The 22470-nt window shown below is 70.2% G+C and carries 21 protein-coding genes, 1 other RNA gene and 1 pseudogene; 13 read left to right on the forward strand and 10 right to left on the reverse strand.

From position 1 onward, the window contains the following. Window positions 1-157 precede the first annotated feature (157 nt). The 6 genes from JN22_RS24220 to JN22_RS24245 form a co-directional block, all read right to left on the reverse strand. A complete protein-coding gene (locus JN22_RS24220) occupies window positions 158-1492 on the reverse strand; it encodes an OmpP1/FadL family transporter (RefSeq protein ID WP_085556326.1) in 1335 nt (444 codons plus the stop codon). Window positions 1493-1715: 223 nt separating this feature from the next. Next, window positions 1716-2522, reverse strand: coding sequence for a TSUP family transporter (locus JN22_RS24225; protein WP_085556327.1), 807 nt, complete (start codon window positions 2520-2522; stop codon window positions 1716-1718). A 26-nt stretch (window positions 2523-2548) separates the two neighbouring features. Then, window positions 2549-3289, reverse strand: a complete 741-nt coding sequence (gene thiE / locus JN22_RS24230; RefSeq protein WP_085556328.1) for a thiamine phosphate synthase — start codon at window positions 3287-3289, stop codon at window positions 2549-2551. Between the two features lie 3 nt (window positions 3290-3292). Continuing rightward, on the reverse strand, window positions 3293-4222 hold the full coding sequence (locus JN22_RS24235) for a class I fructose-bisphosphate aldolase (RefSeq protein WP_085556329.1): 930 nt from the start codon (window positions 4220-4222) through the stop codon (window positions 3293-3295). A gap of 177 nt (window positions 4223-4399) precedes the next feature. Continuing rightward, window positions 4400-4645: a hypothetical protein gene (locus JN22_RS24240; protein WP_085556330.1), complete on the reverse strand. Its 246-nt coding sequence runs from the start codon at window positions 4643-4645 to the stop codon at window positions 4400-4402. A gap of 119 nt (window positions 4646-4764) precedes the next feature. After that, window positions 4765-5172, reverse strand: a complete 408-nt coding sequence (locus JN22_RS24245) for a hypothetical protein (RefSeq protein WP_085556331.1) — start codon at window positions 5170-5172, stop codon at window positions 4765-4767. A gap of 240 nt (window positions 5173-5412) precedes the next feature. Between JN22_RS24245 and JN22_RS24250 the strand changes: the two genes are divergently transcribed. After that, window positions 5413-5760 carry a type II toxin-antitoxin system HicB family antitoxin gene (locus JN22_RS24250; protein ID WP_085556332.1) on the forward strand — a complete coding sequence of 116 codons (348 nt, stop codon included), beginning with the start codon at window positions 5413-5415 and terminating at the stop codon, window positions 5758-5760. Window positions 5761-5793: 33 nt separating this feature from the next. Here the strand turns inward: JN22_RS24250 and JN22_RS24255 are convergent, their stop codons facing one another. Beyond that, on the reverse strand, window positions 5794-8160 hold the full coding sequence (locus JN22_RS24255) for a tetratricopeptide repeat protein (RefSeq protein WP_179166216.1): 2367 nt from the start codon (window positions 8158-8160) through the stop codon (window positions 5794-5796). A 31-nt stretch (window positions 8161-8191) separates the two neighbouring features. Further along, the gene (locus JN22_RS24260; RefSeq protein WP_179166217.1) at window positions 8192-10453 is read right to left on the reverse strand and encodes a tetratricopeptide repeat protein; all 2262 of its coding nucleotides are present in this window, start codon (window positions 10451-10453) and stop codon (window positions 8192-8194) included. Between the two features lie 401 nt (window positions 10454-10854). Between JN22_RS24260 and JN22_RS24265 the strand changes: the two genes are divergently transcribed. Continuing rightward, window positions 10855-12522 carry a methyl-accepting chemotaxis protein gene (locus JN22_RS24265; RefSeq protein WP_317852933.1) on the forward strand — a complete coding sequence of 556 codons (1668 nt, stop codon included), beginning with the start codon at window positions 10855-10857 and terminating at the stop codon, window positions 12520-12522. A 114-nt stretch (window positions 12523-12636) separates the two neighbouring features. Here JN22_RS24265 and gap read toward each other — a convergent pair whose 3' ends face one another. Together gap and tkt are read right to left on the reverse strand one after the other, a co-directional pair. Then, complete coding sequence (gap, locus tag JN22_RS24270) at window positions 12637-13644, reverse strand: type I glyceraldehyde-3-phosphate dehydrogenase (RefSeq protein WP_085556336.1); 1008 nt, start codon at window positions 13642-13644, stop codon at window positions 12637-12639. Between the two features lie 57 nt (window positions 13645-13701). Continuing rightward, complete coding sequence (gene tkt / locus JN22_RS24275; protein WP_085556337.1) at window positions 13702-15699, reverse strand: transketolase; 1998 nt, start codon at window positions 15697-15699, stop codon at window positions 13702-13704. 321 nt (window positions 15700-16020) lie between these two features. Between tkt and JN22_RS24280 the strand changes: the two genes are divergently transcribed. The 11 genes and pseudogenes from JN22_RS24280 to JN22_RS24330 all read left to right on the forward strand — a co-directional run bounded on the left by JN22_RS24280 (window position 16021) and on the right by JN22_RS24330 (window position 22466). Beyond that, window positions 16021-16245 carry a hypothetical protein gene (locus tag JN22_RS24280; RefSeq protein WP_085556338.1) on the forward strand — a complete coding sequence of 75 codons (225 nt, stop codon included), beginning with the start codon at window positions 16021-16023 and terminating at the stop codon, window positions 16243-16245. Between the two features lie 4 nt (window positions 16246-16249). After that, on the forward strand, window positions 16250-16564 hold the full coding sequence (locus JN22_RS24285) for a cell division protein ZapA (RefSeq protein ID WP_085556339.1): 315 nt from the start codon (window positions 16250-16252) through the stop codon (window positions 16562-16564). A 13-nt stretch (window positions 16565-16577) separates the two neighbouring features. Further along, window positions 16578-16741, forward strand: a non-coding RNA gene (gene ssrS / locus JN22_RS24290) — 6S RNA. Between the two features lie 41 nt (window positions 16742-16782). Further along, complete coding sequence (locus JN22_RS24295; protein ID WP_085556340.1) at window positions 16783-17361, forward strand: 5-formyltetrahydrofolate cyclo-ligase; 579 nt, start codon at window positions 16783-16785, stop codon at window positions 17359-17361. Between the two features lie 13 nt (window positions 17362-17374). Continuing rightward, complete coding sequence (locus tag JN22_RS24300) at window positions 17375-18211, forward strand: TIGR00282 family metallophosphoesterase (protein WP_085557329.1); 837 nt, start codon at window positions 17375-17377, stop codon at window positions 18209-18211. A 184-nt stretch (window positions 18212-18395) separates the two neighbouring features. Then, window positions 18396-19148 carry a YebC/PmpR family DNA-binding transcriptional regulator gene (locus tag JN22_RS24305; protein ID WP_085556341.1) on the forward strand — a complete coding sequence of 251 codons (753 nt, stop codon included), beginning with the start codon at window positions 18396-18398 and terminating at the stop codon, window positions 19146-19148. A gap of 64 nt (window positions 19149-19212) precedes the next feature. Further along, window positions 19213-19755: pseudogene (gene ruvC / locus JN22_RS24310) on the forward strand (crossover junction endodeoxyribonuclease RuvC); the annotation flags it as partial. 48 nt (window positions 19756-19803) lie between these two features. Continuing rightward, window positions 19804-20268, forward strand: coding sequence for an endonuclease domain-containing protein (locus JN22_RS24315; RefSeq protein WP_223677951.1), 465 nt, complete (start codon window positions 19804-19806; stop codon window positions 20266-20268). Then, window positions 20265-20888: a Holliday junction branch migration protein RuvA gene (gene ruvA / locus JN22_RS24320; protein WP_085556342.1), complete on the forward strand. Its 624-nt coding sequence runs from the start codon at window positions 20265-20267 to the stop codon at window positions 20886-20888. The genes JN22_RS24315 and ruvA overlap by 4 nt, the downstream gene beginning before the upstream one ends. Beyond that, window positions 20885-21961, forward strand: a complete 1077-nt coding sequence (gene ruvB, locus JN22_RS24325) for a Holliday junction branch migration DNA helicase RuvB (RefSeq protein WP_085556343.1) — start codon at window positions 20885-20887, stop codon at window positions 21959-21961. Before ruvA ends, ruvB begins: the two co-directional genes overlap by 4 nt. Beyond that, a complete protein-coding gene (locus JN22_RS24330; protein ID WP_085556344.1) occupies window positions 21954-22466 on the forward strand; it encodes a YbgC/FadM family acyl-CoA thioesterase in 513 nt (170 codons plus the stop codon). Before ruvB ends, JN22_RS24330 begins: the two co-directional genes overlap by 8 nt. Window positions 22467-22470 lie beyond the last annotated feature (4 nt).

The raw sequence follows: 22470 nt of genomic DNA on the forward strand, positions 1-22470 counted from the left end.
AGCTCGCTCCGCGTCCCCAAGCGACGTCATGCCCGGCCCCGTGCCACTGGTGTAAGGCCGGTCATGACGGGCAGGGAAAGTGGTTGCCAGGAAATGACCATGCGAAAAGCCGCCGGACGGGCGTCCGGCGGCTTTCGGCAGGTGTCCGTGCTGCGGATCAGAAGGAGATCTTGGCCTGGAGGCCGATCAGGTCGATGCCGCCCGAGTAGCGGACGTCGAGGTTGCCGCGCCCCGACTCCGGCCCGGTCAGATCGTCGGTCAGATGGACCGAGGTCTTCGGCACGAACAGGTGGGTGTAGGCCGCATCGATCTGGATGTTCTCGGTGACTCGGTAGCCGGCGCCGACCGAGAGCCAGTAGCGGTTCTGCTCGGGAATGCGGGAGGTGCGGTACTCGACGTCGACCGCGGCCTTGTCGAAGGCGACGCCGCCGCGCAGGGTGAGGTCGTCCGTCACCTTGTAGGCGGTGCCGAGCGAGAAGAACCAGGTGTCGCGCCACTTCTCCTCGGTCAGCTGGGTCAGCGCCGGGTTGTCGGCGACGACGCGCAGTTCATGGAAGCGCGACCAGTTGGTCCACTGGACGTCGCCCATCACCGACCATTTGCTGTTCACCTCGTGGTAGAGGCCGAGCGAGGCGCTGTCCGGCGTCACCAGCTTGGCGCTGCCGCCCTGCTTCGGAAGCAGCCCGGCAAGGCCGGCCGGCAGGCCGGTGAAGCTGATGTCGCCGGTGATCTGGTGCTTGATGGCCGAGCGGTAGCCGAGGCCGATGCGCGTGCCCTTGACCGGCTCGTAGAGCAGGCCGGCGGTCATGCCCCAGCCCCAGTCGTCGCCGACCACGTCGCTGTTGACGTCCAGCGAGCCCGGCGTGCGGCCGAGACGCACCGCGAAGTCCGAGGATTGCGACAGCTTGGCCTTGGCGTACTGGATCTGCACGCCGGCACCCAGCGTCAGCTCCGGGGTAACGCGGTAGGAGACGGTGGGCGTGAAGTTGTAGGTGCGCAGGTCGGAACGGGTGCCGTGGTAGCGGCCGATCCAGTTGTCGCCATAGTCGGTGACGAGGCCGAAGGGGCCGTTGGCCGACAGGCCGAGCTTCAGGTCGTCGTTGACCGAATAGACGAAGTAACCGGCGGGAACCAGCGCGTCTTGGCCGATGTCGCCTGGGCTGGAGTTGCCGCCGATCGCGGTGCCGCCGAGCCGAGCCGCGCGGGTCGCGCGGGCGCTGTCCACCTTGGTGCCGATGATCACGCCGGTGGCGGTCTGCACGATCTGCGTTCCCGAAACCAGCCCCATGGTCGCCGGATTGAAGAACATCGAACTGGCGTCGCCGTTGCCGCCCGCGGTCACGCCGGCGAAGGCGGTGCCCTGTCCCGACACGCTCTGCTCGCGCAGCGCGAAGCCGGCCGCCTCGGCGGTGTTCGGCGCGGCGAGCGGCGCCGCAACGGCGATGGCGGCGGCCGCGGTCAGCAGACGGTTTCTCAGCGTCACGAAGGGCATTTGGTTCCTTCCCCAGATTGTGTTGTTGACGCTATGATACACAAACTGACGCTTACGTAAAGAGCTGCGGATTATCGATCAGTTCGTTCAACAAACAATGCAATCGCGAGGATGCGCTTGCCAAGCCGCTGTGTTTGAAGGAGTTCGTTTTCGGGAAAAACTGATGCTTCCGCGCAACGTCCGTGCGTCACGAGGTCGCGGAAGGCGCAAGCGCGGCGGGGATTCAGGCGAACAGGGCGGCCAGGGCGGCGAAGGCCTCGCGCAGGATGTTGTACTCGTCGCTCCACACCAGTTTGGCGGTGATGGCGACGGAGGCGACGATCAGCATCGGGCGCACGATTCGCGCCCCGTTGCGGATGACCATGTGGGCGCCAAGCTGGGCGCCGATGTACTGGCCGGCGCCCATCAGCAGCCCGACCGTCCACAGCACATGGCCGCCGACGATGAAGAAGATCAGCGCCGCGATGTTGCTGGTCAGGTTCAGCACCTTGGTGTGGGCGGTGGCCTTGCGCAAATTGTGGCCGAGCAGCGAGACGAAGGCGATGGTGAAGAAGGTGCCGGTCCCCGGCCCGAAGAAGCCGTCGTAGAAGCCGATGCCGGTGCCGACCGAGAAGGCGAAGGCGTGCTCGCCGATGCGCTGGTGGGCGTCCATGTCGCCGGCCTTGGGCGACAGCAGAAGATAGAGCGCGATGCCGATCAGCAGGATCGGGATGACGTCGCGCAGGAAACTCGAATCGAGAAGCTGCACCAGGATGGCGCCGAACGCCGACCCGACGAAGGTGCAGGCGATCATCGTGCGCATGGCGCCGGGATGCACCTCGCCCCGGCGGACGAACTTGATGGTGGCCGACAGAGACCCGAAGCTCGATTGCAGCTTGTTCGTCGCCAGCGCCTCGGCCGGCGTGATGCCGGCGGCGAGCAGCGCCGGGATGGTCAGCAGCCCGCCGCCGCCGGCGATGGCGTCGACGAAGCCGGCGAGCAGACCGACGGCGAACAGCGTGCCCAGAATCTCGGGCGTCAGCAGATCCATGATGTGTCCGTATCGGCGCGGCCTTGTCAGCCGGCGCTCGTCTCCCCGTCGTCAGCGGACATTCCGGCGGAGAGGTCGGCGGAGAAGTCGGTGGAGACGGTCCAGCCGCTGGGGGCGGCGGCGATGGCGGCGTTCAGTGCCCGGACGCCGGCTCCCGGCCCGTCCGGATGGCCCCAGACGGCGTTGACCACCGCCAGGAAATCGGCGCCGGCCGACACCAGCGGCGCGCAGTTGGCGGCGGTGATGCCGCCGATGGCCACGCAGGGAACCTCCATCAGCTCGGCCCACCAGTGCAGCAGGTCGGGCACGGCGTGGTGTTCCGTGGCCTTGGTGTCCGTCGGGAAGAAGGCCCCGAAGGCGACGTAGTCGGCCCCATCCTCCGCCGCGACCATGGCGAGGTGGCGGCTGTCGTGGCAGGTCACGCCGACGATGGCGTCGCTGCCCATGATCTTGCGCGCGTCGCGGTAGGGCGTGTCGCTCTGCCCGACATGCACGCCGTCGCAGCCCATCTCGCGGGCCAGTCGCGGATGGTCGTTCAGGATGAAGGCGACCTCGCGCTCCTGGGCGATCGGGCGCAGCGCGTCGCAGGCGCGGCGGATCGCGTCGTCGGAACAGTCCTTCAGGCGAAGCTGGACGCAGGCGACGTCGCCTGCGTCGAGAGCCTCGGCCAGAAGCGGCGCGAACGCCGCCGGCTCCAGGGCCGGCGGCGTCACGAGGTACAGGCGGCAGGCGGAGGGCTCCGCCTGCGTCGTCTTTCCCTTGGCCAAGTCTTACTCCCGGCCCTGGTAGATCTTCATGATCCGGTCGAGCAGCTTGAGGGCGTCCTCGCGCGGGCGCTGGAAGGCGTTGCGGCCGATGATCGAGCCGTTGCCGCCGCCGTCGCGGATGGCGCGGGCGTCCTCGAACACCGCGTCCTCGCCCTTGGTGGCGCCGCCGGAGAAGACCACGATGCGGCGGCCGTTGAAGGCGCACTGCATGATGTGCTTCACGCGCTCGGCCTGGGTGCCGATGGCGATCTGCTTGGACTCGTAGACCTTCTTGGCCTCGGCCTGCTCAAGGTGGGCCGAGGGCAGCTTCACCTTGATGATGTGGGCGCCGAGCAGGGCCGCCATGTGGGCGGCGTAGCCGATCACGTCGATCGCCAGTTCGCCGTCCTTGGTGACGGCGCCGCCGCGCGGGTAGGACCACAGCACGGTGGCGAGGCCGTAGGACTTCGCCTCCTTCGACAGCTCGCGGAACTCCTCGTACTGGGAGTACATGGCGTCGGAGCCGGGGTAGATGGTGAAGCCGATGGCCGAGGCGCCGATGCGCAGCGCGTCCTGCACCGAGGCGGTCACGGCCTGGTCGGCGGCTTCCTTCTGGGTGGACAGGCTGTTGGCGCTGTTCATCTTCAGGATCAGCGGGATCGAGCCGGCGAAGGTGCCGGCGCCGGCTTCCAGCGAGCCCAGGGGGGCGGCGTAGGCGTTGCAGCCGGCGTCGATGGCGAGCTGGTAGTGATAGTGCGGGTCGTAGCCGGCGTCGTTGGGGCCGAAGCTGCGGGCCGGGCCATGCTCGAAGCCCTGGTCGACGGGCAGGATCACCAGCTTGCCGGTGCCGCCCAGCTTGCCTTCCATCAGGATGCGGGCGAGGTTCGCCTTGGTGCCGGGATTGTCGCTCTCGTAGTTGGCGAGAATGTCTTTGACGCGGCGAGTGAGCTTCATTGTGGCTCTTCCCCTGGGCTTTTCTGGAATGGCGCCGTCTTAGCCCAGAGCGGCCCGCTTTGCAACGGCGGGAGGGTCGTAAAGCGGCCTTTCGCCTCGCCGAAGAGCCTAGTTCACCCGGCCGAAGGGGCTGCCGAAGAGATGGATCGGCCGGATGGCGGGCGCATCACGGAAAGGTTACAGAAGCATCGAATGCACGAGGACGTAAAGGCCGTAGCCGGCCCCGCCCAGCACCGCCCAGGCGCCGGCCGTCAGCAGCGTCCATAGGGCGATCAGCCGCAGCCCGCGCAGCTTTTTCACCTGCGGATCGGGAAACGGCGTGCCGCGTCCGCCCTGGCGCCCATGCAGCAGGCGGGATTCGGCGGAAAGCGCGGCGGTCTCGCCGGTGTCGGGCTCCGGCGGCAGGGCGATCGTGCTGGGCATCGGGCTTGGCCATCGAAGGGGGTGAGACGGGCCGGGCGTGGGTACCGCATGCTCGTGATGTCAAATCCTACACCACCTTTGCGCGGCGTCATGGGGCGAAAAAGCGGTATCGCCTCCGCTCAGGCATCCTGCGACGAAAGCCATGCCCGGCAGGCGGCTTCCCGGTTCCGGATACCCCGTGGGTCGAGGGCCGGGGGCAGGGCGGTGAGCAGCGTGGCGCCGTGGCCGGCGGCGATCGCCGCCAGCCGGACCGCGGTCTCGGGCGGGCCGGTGAACAGCGTGTGGCGGATTCCGGCGGCCAGCGCGCCCTGCGCCTCGCCGGCGCGGTCGCCGCAGTCCAGCACGGCGGTGACGGCGACGCCGGGGCATTGGCGCTCCACGGCGGCGGCGATGCCAAGCAGCCAGAGTGCGCCGCCGTAGCCGCCGGCGACCAGCGTCAGCGGCAGGCCCAGCGCCCCGGCGGCGGCGGCGGCGGCCAGCGCGTCGGCAAGCCCGTGGATGCGGATGGGGCGGGAAGGTGGCGTCACGGCGCGGCTTTCGATGGGAACGCCCGTCGGGTATAGCCGCGGCGGGGGCGGGGGCGCCAGCCCGCCGCCCGCCGGCTTCCTCCGTCGCCCCGGATCCCCGACAGGTTCAACGGGGCCGGTTGAGAAAATTGAGGCAGGTCAAACCGCACCGGATCGGTCCGGAGGTATGGTCGATCGCATCGGGTGGCGAGAACGCCGGCCCGGCCGATTTTCGGGATATCCTCCCTCGGGAACACCGCGATGATGGAATACAAGGGCTACAAGGCCCAGATCGACTTCGACAACGACGAGGGGCTGTTCGTCGGTGAGGTCATCAACACGCATGATGGCATCACCTTCTCGGGCCGGTCGGTGGACGAGTTGCGCGATTCCTTCCGCCGCGCCGTCGACGAGTATCTCGAACTGTCGTGCGATCTCGGCGGGGATGGCGAGCAGCCCTTTTCCGGGCGGCTGGCGATCCGCCTCAACCCGATCCTGCACCGCGCCATCGCCGACTGCGCGGAGCGCGAGGGCAAGAGCGTCGCCGCCTGGATCGCCGACTGCCTCGGCCGCGCGGCGGGGGTGAGCAGCGTCAAGACGGGAGGGTGACGGGAAAGGCGCTTGGCCGGCGGGCGGATCGCGTCACCGGCGCCGCGCCGCCGCCAGCAGGTCACGGCAGGCGGCCTCCACCGCACGGGCGAGCCCGGCGGCATCGCCCAGCGGACCGTCGCGCATGCGGTCGCGCAACTCCAGCCGCAGCCGGGCCAGCCGGGTCGAATCGGCGGCGAGCGTCGCGGCGATCCGTCCATAATCCTCCAGGGTCGCGGCGATCAGGTCCGGCAGGCCGACCCGTGTGAGCAGGGCCGCCCCCACCCGCGCGGCGTGCCGGTCGCCGGCCAGGGTCACCACGGGAACCCCCATCCACAGGGCCTCGCAGGTGGTGGTGGTGCCGTTGTAGGGAAACGGGTCGAGCCCGACGTCGATCCGCTGGTACAGCGCCAGATGCCCGGCCCGGCTGGCGACCCAGCCGACCAGTTCGAGACGGTCGGCGGCGATTCCGCGATCGACGAAGCGCGCGCGCAGGTTGTCGCGCACCGCCGGGTCGGTCAGACCCGGCGCCTTCAGCAGCAGCCGCGACTCCGGCAGCGCCGCCAGGATGTCCGTCCAGGCGGCGATCACGGCCGGGGTCAGCTTGCCCAGCGTGTTGAAGGATCCGAAGGTGACAGGTTCCCGTTCGTCCCGTGGGCGTGGCTCGGGCGCGCCGTCCGGCGGCTGGTAGCGCAGGAACCCGTCGGGCAGGGGAATCGGCGGCTCCGAACTCCAGGGGGGCTGGTCCGGCGGTTCGATGATCGGGTCGGTCAGCCGCCCTTCGAGCGAGAGCCCGGTCGTGCCGGGATAGCCGAGCGCGGTCAGCCGCACCGGCGCCGGCGCCAGGGCCAGCACGCCGAGCCGGTTGTCGGCGGTGTGACCGCCCAGATCGATCAGCGCGTCGATCCGGTCAGCGCGGATGCGGTCGGCCAGCGCCGCGTCGCCAAGTCCCGCCACCTCGCGCCAGTCGTCCGCCCGTTCGCGCAGCCGGGCGGTCGTCGCGTCGGGCCGGCTGAGCGCGGCGTCGTAGCAGACGGCGCGGACCGCCCGCCGGTCATGGGCGTCCAGAAGCGGCGCGAAGAAGGTCGCCACCGAATGGGTGCGGAAGTCGGCGGACAGATAGCCGATGCGCAGCGGCCCGGCGGTTTCCCCGCGCGGGACCGGCGGAGGCGAGGGCGGCGCGCCGGGCGGGGGGGCGTGCAGGCGTGCCCAGCGCCGGTGCTCCGCCAGCAGGGCGGCCGGCCCGACGGACGGGTCGCTCTGGCGGATCAGCAGCAGGTTGCTGTGGAGGGCGCGGGCCGGGGCCGGAGTCAGGGCCATCAGGCGGCGCAGGACGGCCATCGCCCGTTCGGGACGGCCGGCGGCGTGGAGCGACCGGGCCAGGGCATCCAGCGCCGCCGGATAGCCGGGCCGCAGGCGCAGGGCCCGGCGGCTGTCGATGCCGGCGGCGCTCGGCCGTCCGCGGTCGATCCAGCCCTGGGCCTGGTTGACCCAGGCTTCGGCCAGGCCGGGATCGAGGGCCAGCGCGCGTGTCCGTGCCCGGTGCCCGTCGGCGGCCCGCCCCAGTTCGCGGAGCGCAAGGGCGCGGCCGTCATGCCCGGCCGCTCGTCCGGGATCGCGCTCCAGCGCCTCGTCGAACGCCGCCAGGGCCTCGGCCGGCCGGCCCGCCGCCAGCAGCGCCGCCGCAAGGTCGAGCGCGCCGTCCGGCTGTGCCGGTTCGACGCGGGCGGCGATGCGGAAGGCGGCGACGGCTGCCGGAGGATCGGCTGGCATCAGCAGCAGGCCGAGGTTGCGGGCCGCGCCCAGCATGGCGGGGGCCGCCGCCAGCGCGGCGCGGTAGGAGCGGACGGCGGCCGGGTGGTCGCCGAGATCGCGCAGGGCGTTGGCCCGGTTGAAATGGGCCTCCTCCAGAAGCGGGGCCAGCCCCGTCGCCCCGGCGTAGGCGGCGGCGGCCTCGCGCAGGCGCCCGCTGTCCTGGAGGGCGACGCCCAGATTGTAGCGCAGCGCGGCCTCGTCCGGCCGCAACCCGGCCAGCGCCCGCCACGGACCGATAGTCGCCGGGGCTGATTCCTCGCGCGCGGCGGCATCGGCCAAGCTCTTCCACAGATCGTCGCGCGCCGGCTCCAGCGCCAGGGTCAGGCGCAGCGCGCCGGCCTGCGGCAGCCCGGACGCGGCGAGCGTCGCCGCATGGTTGAGGCGCAGGTCGTTGCGGTCGGGCGCGTGGCGGATCGCGACCGCGAGGCGATGGCGCGCATCCTCCATCCGCCCGGCCCTGGCGGCGGCCAGCCCGGCGAGACGCCAGGCGTCGGCCTGCGTGGGATCGGCGCCCAGGATGCGGTCGCACAGGGTTTCGGCCTCGGCCAGCCGGCCGGCCTCCAGATGGTCCAGCGCCGCCAGCAGCGCTTCCCCTATGCTGGCCACGGCGTCGTCTCCGCCATCATCCCCGCCATCGTCACCCTCCGTCGCAGGCAAGCCGCCAGACCGCATCCCGCCAGGACGCGCCGGCCGTGTCGATCGGTGCGAGGCGCGACGGAACGTCGCCATGTCCGTCCGGCAGGGCCAGCGCGTTGACCGTCACCAGCCCCGGGAACGGGTTGCCGGTCCGCCCGCTCCGGTTCGCCGGATTGAAGACCGGCGCGATGTGCCACCACAGACGATACCCCAGCGGCTTGAGCCGGGCCATGGCGTCGTGCAGCGCGGCGTCGGCGGCGACCCGGAAATAGAAGACCGGCCGATGGGAGGCAAGGTCCTCCAGGACGAGCGGATCCAGCGGAGGGCCGGTCAGCGTGGCCCGCACCAGATCGATGCGTCGGCCCGCCGGCAGTCCGGCCAACCTGTCGCCCAGCCCGTCGCCCAGCCCATCGGGCAGGGTCCGGCGGGCCGTGACGGAAACGTCCGGGTTCAGCGCGAGGCTGCGCTCCAGGCCGGCGAACAGGGAAGGGGACGGCTCGATCGCCACGACATGGCCCTGCGGCCCGGCGGCGCGCGCGAAGGCCAGGGCGTGGGCACCGATCCCCGCGCCGGTGTCCAGCGCCACGCCGCCCGCCTTCAGGTAGCGGGCGCACAGCGCGGCTTCGATCTCCAGCCATTCACCCAACGTGTCGAGGGAAAGGCCGATGTGCGGGGCGTGTTGCGGGAAGGCGAGACGGCCGTGCCGCCCGGTGGCCTCCATCCAGGGACCGGTTCCGGCGGCGTCCATCTCCGGCAGGCGGACCACATGGACCAGCTTGGCGCCGACATGGGTTTCGCCGGGCGCCACCGGTTCCGGGAAGGGGCGGCCCAGGGCTCCATGCACACCGTCATGCACCAGGATCCGGTCGACGACTCGTGGCCACAGCCATTCCGCCAGAAAATGCTGATCGTTCCACCGGCTCGAACGGTTGGCCGTGAAGGCATCGATGGTGGGGCCGACCGGCGGCAGCAGCCCGGCGGTGCCGCCCCACAGGCCTCCCTGGATCAGCTCCATGTGCATGACGTGGTCGCGCATGGCGTGGAAGGGCTGCCCGGACTCCAGCCATTCCCGCAGCGTGGCGCGCTCGCGCGCGGTGATCCGGGAGTCGCAGTCCCGGCACAGGAAGCGCCTTACCGTCGGATCGTCGGCGGCGAGGAAGCGCCAGAACAACCCTTGACCGGAGACGGCGTTGCGCGGCATCCCGATGAGTTCGGCGCCCAGGGACGCCAGTTCGGCCAGGATGTGGGCGGGCACCGAATCGTCGTGGTAGAAGCGGCAGCGCCAGCCCGGCAGATCGCGCGCGATGCGCCGCGCGTTGTCGATCGCGCCGCCGCAGTAGATTTCCAGCGATCCCCACAGACTGAAGCTGACCACGTCGAGCGTGCGGCCGGCCGCCGGTTCCGGCAAAGGCTCGGGGGGCGCTGGCGGAATGGCGCGCAGCTTGAGCGACAGGGCGCGGGTCGACCAGCGGAGCGCCTCCTCCGGGTCTTTGCCGTCGAATGCCATCGCCAGCGCCTCGCACGGGTCCGGGTTGTCGGGGTCGAGGGCGCTGGCGCGCCGCAGGATGCTCAAGCCGTCGCCTCCGGTCTGCGTCAGGGCGAGGCCGAAAACGTGCAGGAGAGGCGCGGATGCCGGATTCCAGGTCGTCAGGCGCCGGCACAGAGCGATGCCTTCGGCGGTCCGGCCAAGCTCGATCAGCGCCACGGCCCGCGCGAAGCCCAAATCGGCGTCGAACGGGAGCAGGGAGGCCGCCACCGTCAGGTCGGACAACGCCCGCTCGTTTCTCCGGGCCTCGAGGTGGGAACGGCCACGTTCGAAGAGAAGAACGCCGAGCTTCTGGTGGTTCGCGCCGGGGGCCAGACGATGCGCGCGTTGCAAGGCGGCGATGGCGGCGTCGCTCCGTCCACCACGATGCGCCGCCGTCCCCAGCAGGTCCCAGGCAGGGGCGTCGGCGGGAGCGAGCGCGATGACACGGCGCGAGGATGCCAGGGCATTGGCCCAGTCGCCGGCGCCGGCGTCAATCTTTGCCAGATTGGCGTGCGCCGGGATCAGGCCGGGATCCTGCACCACCGCCCGCACCAGCAGGCTCCGGGCTTCGTCGAAGCGGGCAAGCTGGCACAGCAGCGTGCCGGCGAAGTAGAGCGTGGGCCCGTGGTTCGGATCGACGGCCAGGATGCGGTCGCACAGCGCCACCGCCTCGTCCCGCCGGCCGGCGCCATGGAGCTCCAGGGCGGTCCTAAGGGCTTCGCTGATGGTGGCCATGATGACGGGCGGACACTCCGATCGGATGATCATGGCAATATAGACGAATGAAAACGTCCATGTGTTGGGAAATGCCGAAGGTGCCCCTTGGCAGGGCGTATGTGGAGCGATGCGGCGTTTCGCCGCCCATGGAAAGCCGGAGTGCTCAGCGACAGGGGTGCCGCTGCCATGACCGGCCGGCCCTTTGCATTTTGCGACGCTGTTTGCAGTGCGGTATCCGGTCATTCGCGTCGTGCAAAAGTCGTATTCCTTTTGATCGGTTGCTCACTCTGGTCATTGCGTGGGTTTTCCGCGGCGGACGCCTTCATGCCGCGCTGCGGGAGGCGCTGGCATCCACCTTGCGTATGGCACCTGCGAAATCGTGGCCGTTGGGGTGCGCCGTGGGCGGATTGAGACTGACATTGCGGGCGAAGCTCTGGGCGCTGGTCGTTCTGGCCGCCGTCGCGTCCATCGGCATCGCCGGGGTGGCGCTGTGGACGAACAAGCAAAGCCTCCACGACGACCGGAGGGAGGCGCTGCGTTTCGTCGTGCAGACCGCCTATGGGCTCGCCGACGGCTACGAGGCCGAGGTCAAGACCGGAAAGCTGACGCGGGAGGAAGCCCTTCAACGCTTCAAGGCCAACCTCGACGGGATGTTCTACAACGGCAAGGACTACATCTTCGCCTACAACTTGAGTTACCAGGCCATCATCCTCCCGGTCCGCCCGGAGATGGTCGGCAAGGACCAGCGCGACACCAGGGATTCCAATGGGGTCTACTTCATCCGCGAACTGGTCGACACCGCACGGACGAAGGGCGAGGGCTTCGTCGAATACCTGTACCCGAAGGCGAACAGCGACGTGCCGCTGCCCAAGATGAGCTACGTCAGGATGTTCGAGCCCTGGCAGCTGATGATCGGCACCGGCGTCTACATCGACGACCTCGACACCCGCTTCCGTGGGACGCTGTGGACGGTGCTGGGCATCGTCGGCGGTCTGGCGCTGCCGGTGGTCGGGTTGATCGCGCTGGTCGGCCACGGCATCAGCGTCCGCATCCGCCGCCTGTCCGGCGCGATGAACGCGCTGTCGCGGGGCGACCTGTCGGTCGCCGTCCCGGAAGCCGACTGCTCCGACGAGTTGGGCGACATGGGGCGCGCCGTCCAGGTGTTCAAGGAGAACGCCGCGGCCCGCCAGCGGCTGGAGGCCGATCAGGCCGAGCACGCCCGCCGCGCCGAGCGGGACAAGCGCCAGGCGATGGACCGGCTGGCGGACGGTTTCGAGGGATCCGTCGGCGGCATGATCCGCACGGTCGCCGCGACCACCGAGGAACTGGACCGCAAGGTCCGCGCCATGTCGCAGGCGGCCGACCAGACGAACCGTCTGGCGACCGTGGTCGCCTCGGCCAGCGACACCACGGCGGCCAACGTGCAGACCGTCGCCTCGGCCTCGCAGCAGCTCTCAAGCTCCATCGTCGAGATCGGCCAGCAGGTGTCCGAGGCCAGCCGCGTTGCGGCCGAGGCGGTCGGGCTGGCGCAGCAGGCCAACAGCCGCATCGGCAGCCTCGCCGACGCGGTGGGCCGGATCGGCACCGTGGTCGGCCTGATCAACTCGATCGCCGGCCAGACCAACCTGCTGGCGCTGAACGCGACGATCGAAGCGGCCCGTGCCGGGGAGGCCGGCAAGGGCTTCGCCGTCGTGGCGAGCGAGGTGAAGGCGCTCGCCAACCAGACGGCGAAGGCCACCGACGAGATCGGCGGCCAGATGAGCGGCATCCAGGCGGTGACCGGCCAGGCGGTGGCGGAGATCCAGAGCGTCGCCTCGGTCATCGACCGGTTGAGCGGCATCGCCACCGCGATTTCGGCCGCCGTCGAGGAGCAGAACGCGGCGACGGCCGAGATCTCCCGCAGCGTCCAGCAGGCCGCCGCCGGCACCGGCGAGGTGTCGTCGAGCATCGCCGGCGTCACCGTGGCGTCGGACCAGAGCGGCCGCACGGCGCGTGAACTGGTGGACGCGCTCGGCACGCTGTCGGGGCAGGCGGACAGCCTGAAGACCCAGGTGGCCAGCTTCCTCGACACCGTCCGCGCGGCGTAGGCGCGCCGGTTCCTCCGGACGGGCAAACGAAACGGGCAAACGAAACGGACAGGCAAACGAAAAGGGCGCCCCCTCGCGGAGGCGCCCCTTCCGTTTCCGGCGGACCGGAGACGCTTACTTCGCGTTCGCCATGGCGACGGCGGTGTCGCTCATGCGGTTCGAGAAGCCCCACTCGTTGTCGTACCAGGTCATGATGCGGACGAAGTTGCCGTCGATGACCTTGGTCTCGTTCAGCGCGAAGATCGAGCTGTGCGGGTCGTGGTTGAAGTCGGTCGAGACCAGCTCTTCCGTGTAGGCGCCCAGCACGTTCTTCAGCGCGCCGTTGGCGGCCTCGGAGATCGCCTTGTTGATCTCCTCCACCGAGGTGGCGCGCTTGGCGGTGAACTTGAAGTCGACGACCGAGACGTTCGGGGTCGGGACGCGCATGGCGGTGCCGTCCAGCTTGCCCTTCAGCTCGGGCAGGACCTTGCCGACGGCCTTGGCGGCGCCGGTCGAGGTCGGGATCATGTTCAGGGCCGCCGCGCGGGCGCGGTGCAGGTCCTTGTGGTTGGTGTCGACGATGCGCTGATCACCCGTGTAGGAGTGGATCGTCGTCATGAAGCCCTTCTCGATGCCCACGAGGTTGTGGAGCACGTGCGCCACCGGCGCCAGGCAGTTGGTGGTGCAGGACGCGTTCGAGACGATGCGGTGGTCGGCCTTGAGCTGGTCGTGGTTCACGCCGTAGACGACCGTGATGTCCTCGTCGGTCGCCGGGGCGGAGATCAAAACCTTCTCGGCGCCCGCTTCCAAGTGCTTGGCGGCGTCGGCGCGCTTGGTGAAGATGCCCGAGCATTCCATGGCGATCTGGACGTTCAGATCCTTCCAGGGCAGCTTGGCCGGGTCACGCTCCTGCACGACCTTGATCTCGTGGCCGTTGACGATCAGGACGCCGTCGCGGGTCTCGATGGTGCCGGGGAAGCGGCCGTGGACGCTGTCGTACTTCAGCAGGTGCGCGTTGGCCTTGAGGTCGGCGAGGTCGTTGATCGCCACGACCTCCACGTCCTTGCGGCCGCTCTCGTAGATGGCGCGCAGAACCAGACGGCCGATGCGGCCAAAACCGTTGATCGCTACCCGAACAGCCATTTCTTCCTCCAGTTTGAACTGTGGGGCGCCCAAGTCAGGCAGGACGCCCCGCTTCTCTCAGAGACGCGCCTTGACGGCGGCGACGACGGCTTCGGCGGTGATGCCGAAATGCTTGTAGAGCTCCTGGTAGGGCGCCGATTCGCCGAAGCCGGTCATGCCGACGAAGGCGCCCTTGTCGCCCAGCCAGCGATCCCAGCCCTGGCGCACCGCCGCCTCGACGCCGACGCGGACGCCGGTGCCGAGCACGGACGCCTTGTACGCGTCGTCCTGGGCGGCGAACAGCTCCCAACTCGGCATAGACACGACGGCGGTGCCTACGCCTTCGGCCTGAAGCGCCTTGCGGGCCTCCATGGCGAGCGAGACCTCGGAGCCGGTGGCGAGGATGGTCGCCTTGCGCTCGCCCTCGGCCTCGGCCAGGACGTAGGCGCCGCGGGCGCTGCGGTTCTCGGCGGTGTGCTCGGTGCGGAGCGTCGGCACGTTCTGGCGGGTCAGCGCCAGCACCGACGGGGTGCCGGTCGCCTCAAGCGCGATCTGCCAGCACTCGGCGGTCTCCACCGCGTCGCCGGGGCGCAGCACCAGCAGGTTGGGGATGGCGCGGAGTGCGGCCAGATGCTCGACCGGCTGGTGGGTCGGGCCGTCCTCGCCGAGACCGATCGAGTCGTGGGTCATCACGAAGATCGTGCGCTGCTTCATCAGCGCGGCCAGACGGATCGCCGGACGGCAATAGTCGGCGAACTGCATGAAGGTGCCGCCGTAGGGGATGACGCCGCCATGCAGCGCCATGCCGTTCATGACGGTCGCCATGCCGTGCTCGCGCACGCCGTAGCGGACGTAGCGGCCGTTGAACTCACCACGGCCCGCCACGTCGGCGGTGTTCTTCGCCTTGGTGTTGTTGGACGGTGTCAGGTCGGCCGAGCCGCCGATCATCTCGGGGATGGCCGGCACCAGCGCGTCGAGCACGTTGCCCGAGGCGACGCGGGTCGCCCAACTCGGCTTGTCGGCGCTGATCTTTTCCTTCAGCGCGACGATGGTGTCGCCGAGGCCGGCGGGGACGCCGCGGTCGACGGCCTGGGTAAACTGCTTGGCGACGGCCGCGTCGAGGGCGGCGAAGCGCTCGCTCCAGCCCTGGAAGGCGCCGGCGCTGCGGGTGCCGGCGGCGCGCCAGGCGGACAGCACGTCGTCGGGGATCACGAACGGCTCATGGGTCCAGCCGATGGCCTCGCGGGTCGCGGCGACCTCGTCGGCGCCCAGCGGCGAGCCGTGGCAGCCGTGGGTGTTGGCCTTGTTCGGCGCGCCCTTGCCGATGATGGTGCGGCAGGCGATCAGCGTCGGCTTGTCGGTGGAGGTCTGCGCCTCGGCGATCGCCTTGGCGACGGCGTCGGTGTCGTGGCCGTCGACCGAGATGGTGTTCCAGCCGTAGGAGCGGAAGCGCGCCGGGGTGTCGTCGGTGAAGCTGAGATCGGTCGAGCCGTCGATCGAGATGTGGTTGTCGTCCCACAGCACGATGAGGCGGTTGAGGCCGAGATGGCCGGCCAGCGAGCAGGCCTCGTGGCTGACGCCCTCCATCAGGTCGCCGTCCGAGGCGATGACGTAGGTGAAGTGATCGACCAGGGCGTCGCCGAAGCGGGCGTTGGTGATCCGCTCGGCCAGCGCCATGCCGACGGCGGTGGAGACGCCCTGGCCGAGCGGGCCGGTGGTCATCTCGATGCCCAGGGTCGGATCGACCTCCGGGTGGCCGGGGGTCAGGCTGCCGAGCTGGCGGAAGTTGCGCAGCTGGTCGATGGTCATCCGCTCATAGCCGGTCAGGTAGGCCAGCGCGTAGATCAGCATCGAGCCATGGCCGGCCGACAGCACGAAGCGGTCGCGATCGGCCCAGGTCGGGTTCTTCGGGTCGAACTTCAGGAACTTGGTGAACAGCACCGTCGCGACGTCGGCCATGCCCATCGGCATGCCCGGATGGCCGGACTTCGCGGCCTCGACCGCGTCCATGGCGAGGGCGCGGATCGCGCTGGCCATCGTGTGGAGGGAGGGCTGGGCGGAGGTCTCAGCGGACATCGGGGCGTTTTCCTGGAGTCGGGCGCGCGAAGCAGGGAAGGGCAACGGCAGATGCACGGGCGCCTGTCAAGGCTCCGTGAAACGCGCGCACCATGCAGAAGCCTAGGCCCAAGGTCAACATGCGAATGGGAGGGTTTCGGCTCGGACAGGGGCGTCAGCAGGAGCGGGGCCGGGGGCGGGGGTGGGGCCGGGGGCGGGGGTGGGCCGATCGGCCGCACCGGATTTGCCGTTGACGGGTCCGTCCGCCCACCCCACCTTTACCACTTCCGCGCCAGAACGGCGCGTGCGGGACGCCCAATCCGGTTCGAAGGTCTTCGCTGTATGGATACGCTGAAAGCGGCGCTGGAGCGCTTGGGCAAGGCCGTCGATCGGCTGGAACACGCGGCGGCGGCCCGCGAGGAGCGCGTCGCCCGGCGCGACCAGGAGCTGACCCGCGCGCTGGAGACGGCGCGCGCCGATCGGGCGACCGCCCAGGCCACCGCCGAAACCGTGTCGCAGCGGCTGGAGGTCGCCATCGGTCGTCTGGAACAGGTGCTGGAGAGCTGACCCCATGGCCCAGGTCGACATCGAGGTGAACGGACGCGCCTACCGCATGCTGTGCGAGGACGGGCAGGAGCGCCGCCTGAGGGAGCTTGCCGATTATGTGGACGGCCGGCTGAAGCAGCTGACCGGCGGCGGCAAGAGCGGGTCGGAGGCGCAGATGATGCTGATGACCTGCCTCGTGCTGGCCGACGAGTTGCAGGACGTGATGGCCGGGCGCGGCATCACCGCCAAGCCGACGATCGACGAGGCGGAAGTGGCCTCCGGCATCGATCACGTCGCGAAACGCATCGAAGAGGTTGCCGCGCGGCTCGAACGCGCCTAGATTGGTAAACGGAAGGACGCTGCCTGGTTCGACAGGCTGCAATAATCCCCAGGGCCGATAACCTTGATCTCTAGGGAGCTGTCCCTGTCCGGACCCTTGGTCCGGGTACACGGCGCCCACCTGCTCATGCAGGCCATGGAGGATAGGCACATGGCCACCGGCCGAGGCGGCGCCTTCCACCCTCCTTTTCCCGACCCTCTCCCCGCCATCCTCCGACGATGACCGATCCGCAAGGCAAGGACGCCGCCCGCAGACAGGCGCGCGCCGTGCGCGATGCCATCGCCGATCCGGACATCCGCGCGCGGGCCGCGCTGGCGGTGCGCGACCGCGTGGCGGCGCTCGGCCTGCCGCCGGGCGCGGTCGGGGGCTACTGGCCGCTCGGTTCGGAACTCGACGCGCGGCCGGCTTTGATCCATCTTAGGACCCTTGGGCACGGCGTGGCGCTGCCGGTCTCCGGGCCGCGCGGCACGGCGCTGCTGTTCCGCGACTGGGACCCGGACGAGCCGGCGGTGGCCGGGCGCTACGGCATCATGGAGCCGGGGGAGGGGCGGGCGGTTGTGCCGCACCCGTCGGTGCTGCTGGTGCCGCTGCTGGCCTTCGACCGCGGCGGGCACCGGCTGGGCTACGGCGCCGGTTACTACGACCGGACGCTCGACCTGCTGCGGGCGGCGGGGCCGGTGCTGGCGGTCGGGGTTGCCTTCGCCGCGCAGGAGGTCGCGACGGTGCCGAGCGCCGATCACGACGAGCGGCTGGATTGGATCGTGACGGAGCGCGAGACGCTCCGCGTTGGTGGATGAGGCGGACGAGACGATGCGTATTCTGTTCTTCGGCGATGTGGTTGGGCGGGCCGGACGCGACGCGGTGATCGCGCACATGCCGGCGCTGCGCGAGCGGCTGGACCCCGACCTGACCGTGGTCAACGGCGAGAATGCCGCCGGTGGCTACGGCGTCACCGTCAAGATCGCCGAGGAGTTCTTCGCCGCCGGCATCGACGTGGTGACGCTGGGCAACCACACGTGGGACCAGAAGGAACTGGTCGGCACCATCGAGCAGCAGCCGCGCATCGTCCGGCCGGTCAACTACCCGGAGGGCACGCCGGGGCGCGGCTTCGTGCTGCTCCAGGCGCGCGGCGGGCGGAAGGTGCTGGTGGTCAATGTGCTGCTGCGCCTGTTCATGGAGCCGATGGACGACCCCTTCGCGGCGGTCGACCGCGTGCTGAAGGCGCACCGGCTGGGGGCCGGCCAGGGAGGGGGCGGCGTGGACGCGATCCTGATCGACGTCCATGGCGAGGCGACCAGCGAGAAGATGATCATGGGCCATTTCTGCGACGGCCGCGCCTCGCTGGTGGTCGGCACGCACAGCCATGTGCCGACCGCCGACCATGTCGTCCTGCCGAAGGGCACCGCCTACCAGACCGACGCCGGCATGTGCGGCGACTACGACAGTGCCATCGGCATGAAGAAGGAGATCGCGATGGCCAAGATGGTGCGCAAGCTGCCGACCGAGCGCCTGTCGCCGGCCGAGGGCGAGGGCACCGTCTGCGGCTGCTACGTGGAGACCGACGACCGCACCGGGCTGGCGCTGCGCATCGAGCCGCTGCGCATCGGCGGCCGGCTGAGCCAGACCATGCCCGAGCGGGCGCAGTGACGGCCCTGCGGTGACGGTGCCGCCGAACGGCCCAGGCCACGCCGCAATCTCGCCATATTGACTTTCTAATCCGGTGGGTGTCGTCTCCGCGCCGAACGCGTGCGGTGGCGTTGCGGACCTGTTACATGTGTCGTGCGGCCACCCGCCGATTTAACCCGCTCTTTGTCCGAGGCTCGTTCGACCCATGGCCGGTCATTCCCAGTTCAAGAACATCATGCACCGCAAGGGCGCGCAGGACGCCAAGCGGTCCAAGATCTTCAACAAGCTCGCCCGCGAGATCACCGTGGCGGCCAAGTCGGGCCTGCCCGACCCGGCGGCCAACCCGCGCCTGCGCGCCGCCATCCTGGCCGGTCGCCAGCAGAACATGCCGCGCGACCGCATCGACCGCGCCATCAAGCAGGGCACGCCCGGCGGCGGCGACGACACCAACTACGAGGAGGTGCGGTACGAGGGCTACGGCCCCGGCGGCACCGCGCTGATCGTCGAGGCGCTGACCGACAACCGCAACCGCACCGCGTCCGAAGTGCGCTCCGCCTTCACCAAGCACGGCGGCAGCCTGGGCGAGACCGGCTCGGTGAACTTCATGTTCAACCGCATCGGCGCCATCTACTACCCGGCGGCATCGGCGGACGCCGACGCGATGTTCGAGGTCGCGCTGGAGGCCGGTGCCGACAACGTCGAATCCGACGAGAACGGCCATGAGGTGACCACCGCGGTGGAGAGCTTCGGCACGGTCCGCGACGCTCTGGAGGCCAAGTTCGGCGCGCCGGAGAGCGCGCGGCTGACCTGGCGTCCGCTGAACACGGTGGCCCCGTCCGAGGACGCCGCCGCCAGCCTGCTGAAGCTGATCGACGTGCTGGAGGACAACGACGACGTCCAGGTGGTCGAGGGCAACTTCGACATCTCCGACGAGCTGATGCAGAAGCTGACGGCCTGACGACCGGGCCGAACGGCGGGAGATCGGGGCTGTGTTTGCGCAGGCCGGACGGGACGGAATGGCGATGCCTTCGCCCACTTCATCGCGGGTCCGCCTGCTGGGGCTCGATCCCGGCCTGCGACACACCGGCTGGGGAATCATCGACGTGGCGGGCAACCGCCTGAGCCATGTCGCCGACGGCGCCGTTCATTCCGACGCCAATTGTTCGCTCGCCGAGCGGCTGGTGCAGCTTCACGACGCCCTGACGGCCGTGCTGGAGCGCTACGGCCCCGACGAGGCGGCGGTCGAGGAGACCTTCGTCAACGCCAACGCGGTCTCGACGCTGAAGCTGGGGCAGGCCCGCGCGGTGGCTCTGCTGGTGCCTGCGCTGGCCGGTCTGGCGGTGGCGGAATACGCCAACAACATGGTGAAGAAGGCCGTGGTCGGGCAGGGCCGGGCCGAGAAGGCGCAGGTGCAGACGATGGTCCGCCTGCTGCTTCCCGGCTGCGAGATCACCACTCCCGACGCCGCCGACGCCCTGGCCGTGGCGATCTGCCACGCCCATCATAGGTCGAGCTGGGCGACGTGGCGGCGCGGCGATGCCCTCTCCCGTCCCGGGAGAGGGAGGGGACCCGCCGAAGGCGGGGAGGGTGAGGGGCTATCGGCCGCTGCACGCCTGCCCACCCAGGCTAAGCGCTACCCGGCGCCTCAAGAAACCGAACGCGCCCGAGTCCTCCGCCGCGACTCCACCGATGTGGAAAAGCTCCTGTGGCAACGGCTGCGCAACACCCAGCTTGGTGCAAAATTCCGTCGCCAGGAACCGATCTTCGGTTTCACCGTCGATTTCATCTCGCACGATCACCGGCTGATCGTCGAACTCGACGGCGGCCAGCATGCCGAGCAGACCGCCGCGCACGACGCACGCCGGGCCAAGCTTCTGGAGCAGGCGGGTTTCCGTATTCTCCGTTTCTGGAACAACGACGTGGCCGACAATCTCGATGGCGTGCTCACCGCCATCAAGGCACAGCTCGACGAAACCTCGGTTCTGCGGCGACCGGTCGCCACCGATAGCCCCTCACCCGGCCCTGCGGGCCACCCTCTCCCGGGGCGGGAGAGGGATCTGGAGGACGAGCGCGCATGATCGCCAAACTGACCGGCATCGTCGATTCCACCGGGACCGACTGGCTCATCCTCGACGTCAACGGGGTCGGCTACCTGCTGTCCTGCTCCAACCGCACGCTGTCGCGCCTCGCGGTCGGCGAGCGCGCCTCGCTGGTCGTCGAGACCTTCATCCGCGAGGAGCGCATCGTCCTGCACGGCTTCGCCGACCAGGGCGAGCGCGAGTGGTTCAAGCTGCTGACCACCATCCAGGGCGTCGGCGCCCGGCTGGCGCTGTCGATCCTCGGCATCCTCGACCCCGACCAGCTCACCCGCGCCATCGCGTCGCAGGACAAGACCGCGCTGATCCGCGCCGACGGCGTCGGGCCGAAAGTGGCGGCGCGCATCCTCAACGAACTCAAGGACAAGGTCGGCAACCTGGCGCTCGGCCCGGCCGCGACGTCGGTCCCCGCCGGCAAGGGCGCGCCCGCCGGGGTTCCCGGCGCCAGCCCGGCGCTGGCCGACGCGGTGTCGGCGCTGGTCAATCTCGGCTACGGCCGTTCGGAGGCCTTCGGCGCGGTGGTCGCCGCCGGGCGCGTGCTGGGCGACGATGCCGGGGTGTCCGACCTGATCCGCCAAGGCCTGAAGGAGCTTAGCCAATGACCGGTCCCACCGGCGGCCCCGACCGGCTGGTCCAGCCGGGACAAGGCAGCGGCGACGGCGGCGAGTCCTCGATCCGCCCGCTGTCGCTCGCCGAGTTCATCGGCCAGCGGCAGGCCCGCGAGAACCTGTCGATCTTCATCCAGGCCGCGCGCTCGCGCAACGAGGCGCTCGACCATGTGCTGCTGTTCGGTCCGCCGGGGCTGGGCAAGACGACGCTGGCGCAGATCGTCGCGCGCGAGCTTGGCGTCGGCTTCCGCGCCACCTCCGGCCCGGTGATCGCGCGGGCCGGCGACCTCGCCGCCCTGCTGACGAATCTGCAACCCCACGACGTTTTGTTCATCGACGAGATTCACCGCCTTAATCCCGCCGTGGAAGAGGTGCTGTATCCCGCCATGGAAGATTTCCAGCTCGACCTCATCATTGGCGAAGGTCCGTCGGCGCGGTCGATCCGCATCGACCTGCCGCCCTTCACCCTGGTCGGCGCCACCACCCGCAGCGGCCTGATCACGCGCCCCTTGCGCGAGCGATTCGGCATCCCGGTGCGGCTGCAATTCTACGAGCCGGACGAGCTGGAGCTGATCGTGCGGCGCGCCGCCGGCGTGCTCGGCATGGGCATCACGCCGGAGGGCGCGCGCGAGATCGCCAACCGGGCGCGCGGGACGCCGCGCGTGTCGGGGCGGCTGCTGCGCCGGGTCCGCGACTTTGCCGCCGTGGCCGGCGTGCCCGAGGTCGACAAGCGCGTCGCCGACGCGGCGCTCACCCGGCTGGAGGTCGACCGGCTCGGGCTCGACAGCATGGACCGCCGCTATCTCGGCCTCGTCGCCACCAACTACGGCGGCGGCCCGGTCGGCGTCGAGACGCTGGGGGCCGCGCTCGGCGAGCAGCGCGACGTGCTGGAGGAGGTGGTCGAGCCGTACCTGATCCAGCAGGGCTTCCTGCAACGGACGCCGCGCGGGCGCATGCTGACCGATCAGGGCTTCCGCTACCTCGGCCTCAACCCGCCGAGCGCGTCGGCGCGCCAGCTCGACATGCTCGACCGCCTGCCCGAGCCGGAGGAGGGCGGCGATGAGTGAGCCCATGCTCTCCGGCTGGTTTGCGGCGGACGGGTCGCACCGCTTCCCGCTGCGGGTCTATTACGAGGACACCGACGCCGGCGGCATCGTCTACCACGCCAACTACCTGCGCTTCGCCGAGCGGGCGCGGTCGGAGATGCTGACCCTGCTCGGCTTCCGCCAGACCGAGATGGCGAAAGGCGTGACAACGGAGTTGGGCGTTGTCACAGGTGTGTCATTTGCGGTACGGCGCGCGACGATCGATTTTACCGCCCCGGCCAAGCTGGAGGACACGCTTGAAGTGGACACCCGAATCGCCGATATCCGCGGAGCCTCCTTCGCAGTTGCACAAACCATCCGGCGCGACGGGCGGACGCTCGTGCGCGCCGACCTCCAGCTGGTGACGATCAACCCGGCCGGCCGGGCGGTTCGCCTGCCGGAGGCGGTGCGCGCGGCGATGGATGCCCTGCACCGGCGCCAGCTTTCCCATCCCGATATGACAACCACAGCGCAAACGCGAGACTGACTGC

It is taken from the genome of Azospirillum agricola, from assembly GCF_020005195.1.
Lineage (GTDB): Bacteria > Pseudomonadota > Alphaproteobacteria > Azospirillales > Azospirillaceae > Azospirillum > Azospirillum agricola.

Coding starts and splice junctions, on each gene's coding strand:
- JN22_RS24220 (WP_085556326.1), bottom strand. CDS start 1,492: ATGCCCTTCGTGACGCTGAGAAACCGTCTGCTGACCGCGGCCGCCGCC.
- JN22_RS24225 (WP_085556327.1), bottom strand. CDS start 2,522: ATGGATCTGCTGACGCCCGAGATTCTGGGCACGCTGTTCGCCGTCGGT.
- JN22_RS24235 (WP_085556329.1), bottom strand. CDS start 4,222: ATGAAGCTCACTCGCCGCGTCAAAGACATTCTCGCCAACTACGAGAGC.
- JN22_RS24240 (WP_085556330.1), bottom strand. CDS start 4,645: ATGCCCAGCACGATCGCCCTGCCGCCGGAGCCCGACACCGGCGAGACC.
- JN22_RS24250 (WP_085556332.1), top strand. CDS start 5,413: ATGATGGAATACAAGGGCTACAAGGCCCAGATCGACTTCGACAACGAC.
- JN22_RS24260 (WP_179166217.1), bottom strand. CDS start 10,453: ATGGCCACCATCAGCGAAGCCCTTAGGACCGCCCTGGAGCTCCATGGC.
- gap (WP_085556336.1), bottom strand. CDS start 13,644: ATGGCTGTTCGGGTAGCGATCAACGGTTTTGGCCGCATCGGCCGTCTG.
- tkt (WP_085556337.1), bottom strand. CDS start 15,699: ATGTCCGCTGAGACCTCCGCCCAGCCCTCCCTCCACACGATGGCCAGC.
- JN22_RS24280 (WP_085556338.1), top strand. CDS start 16,021: ATGGATACGCTGAAAGCGGCGCTGGAGCGCTTGGGCAAGGCCGTCGAT.
- JN22_RS24285 (WP_085556339.1), top strand. CDS start 16,250: ATGGCCCAGGTCGACATCGAGGTGAACGGACGCGCCTACCGCATGCTG.
- JN22_RS24295 (WP_085556340.1), top strand. CDS start 16,783: ATGACCGATCCGCAAGGCAAGGACGCCGCCCGCAGACAGGCGCGCGCC.
- JN22_RS24300 (WP_085557329.1), top strand. CDS start 17,375: ATGCGTATTCTGTTCTTCGGCGATGTGGTTGGGCGGGCCGGACGCGAC.
- JN22_RS24305 (WP_085556341.1), top strand. CDS start 18,396: ATGGCCGGTCATTCCCAGTTCAAGAACATCATGCACCGCAAGGGCGCG.
- ruvA (WP_085556342.1), top strand. CDS start 20,265: ATGATCGCCAAACTGACCGGCATCGTCGATTCCACCGGGACCGACTGG.
- ruvB (WP_085556343.1), top strand. CDS start 20,885: ATGACCGGTCCCACCGGCGGCCCCGACCGGCTGGTCCAGCCGGGACAA.
- JN22_RS24330 (WP_085556344.1), top strand. CDS start 21,954: ATGAGTGAGCCCATGCTCTCCGGCTGGTTTGCGGCGGACGGGTCGCAC.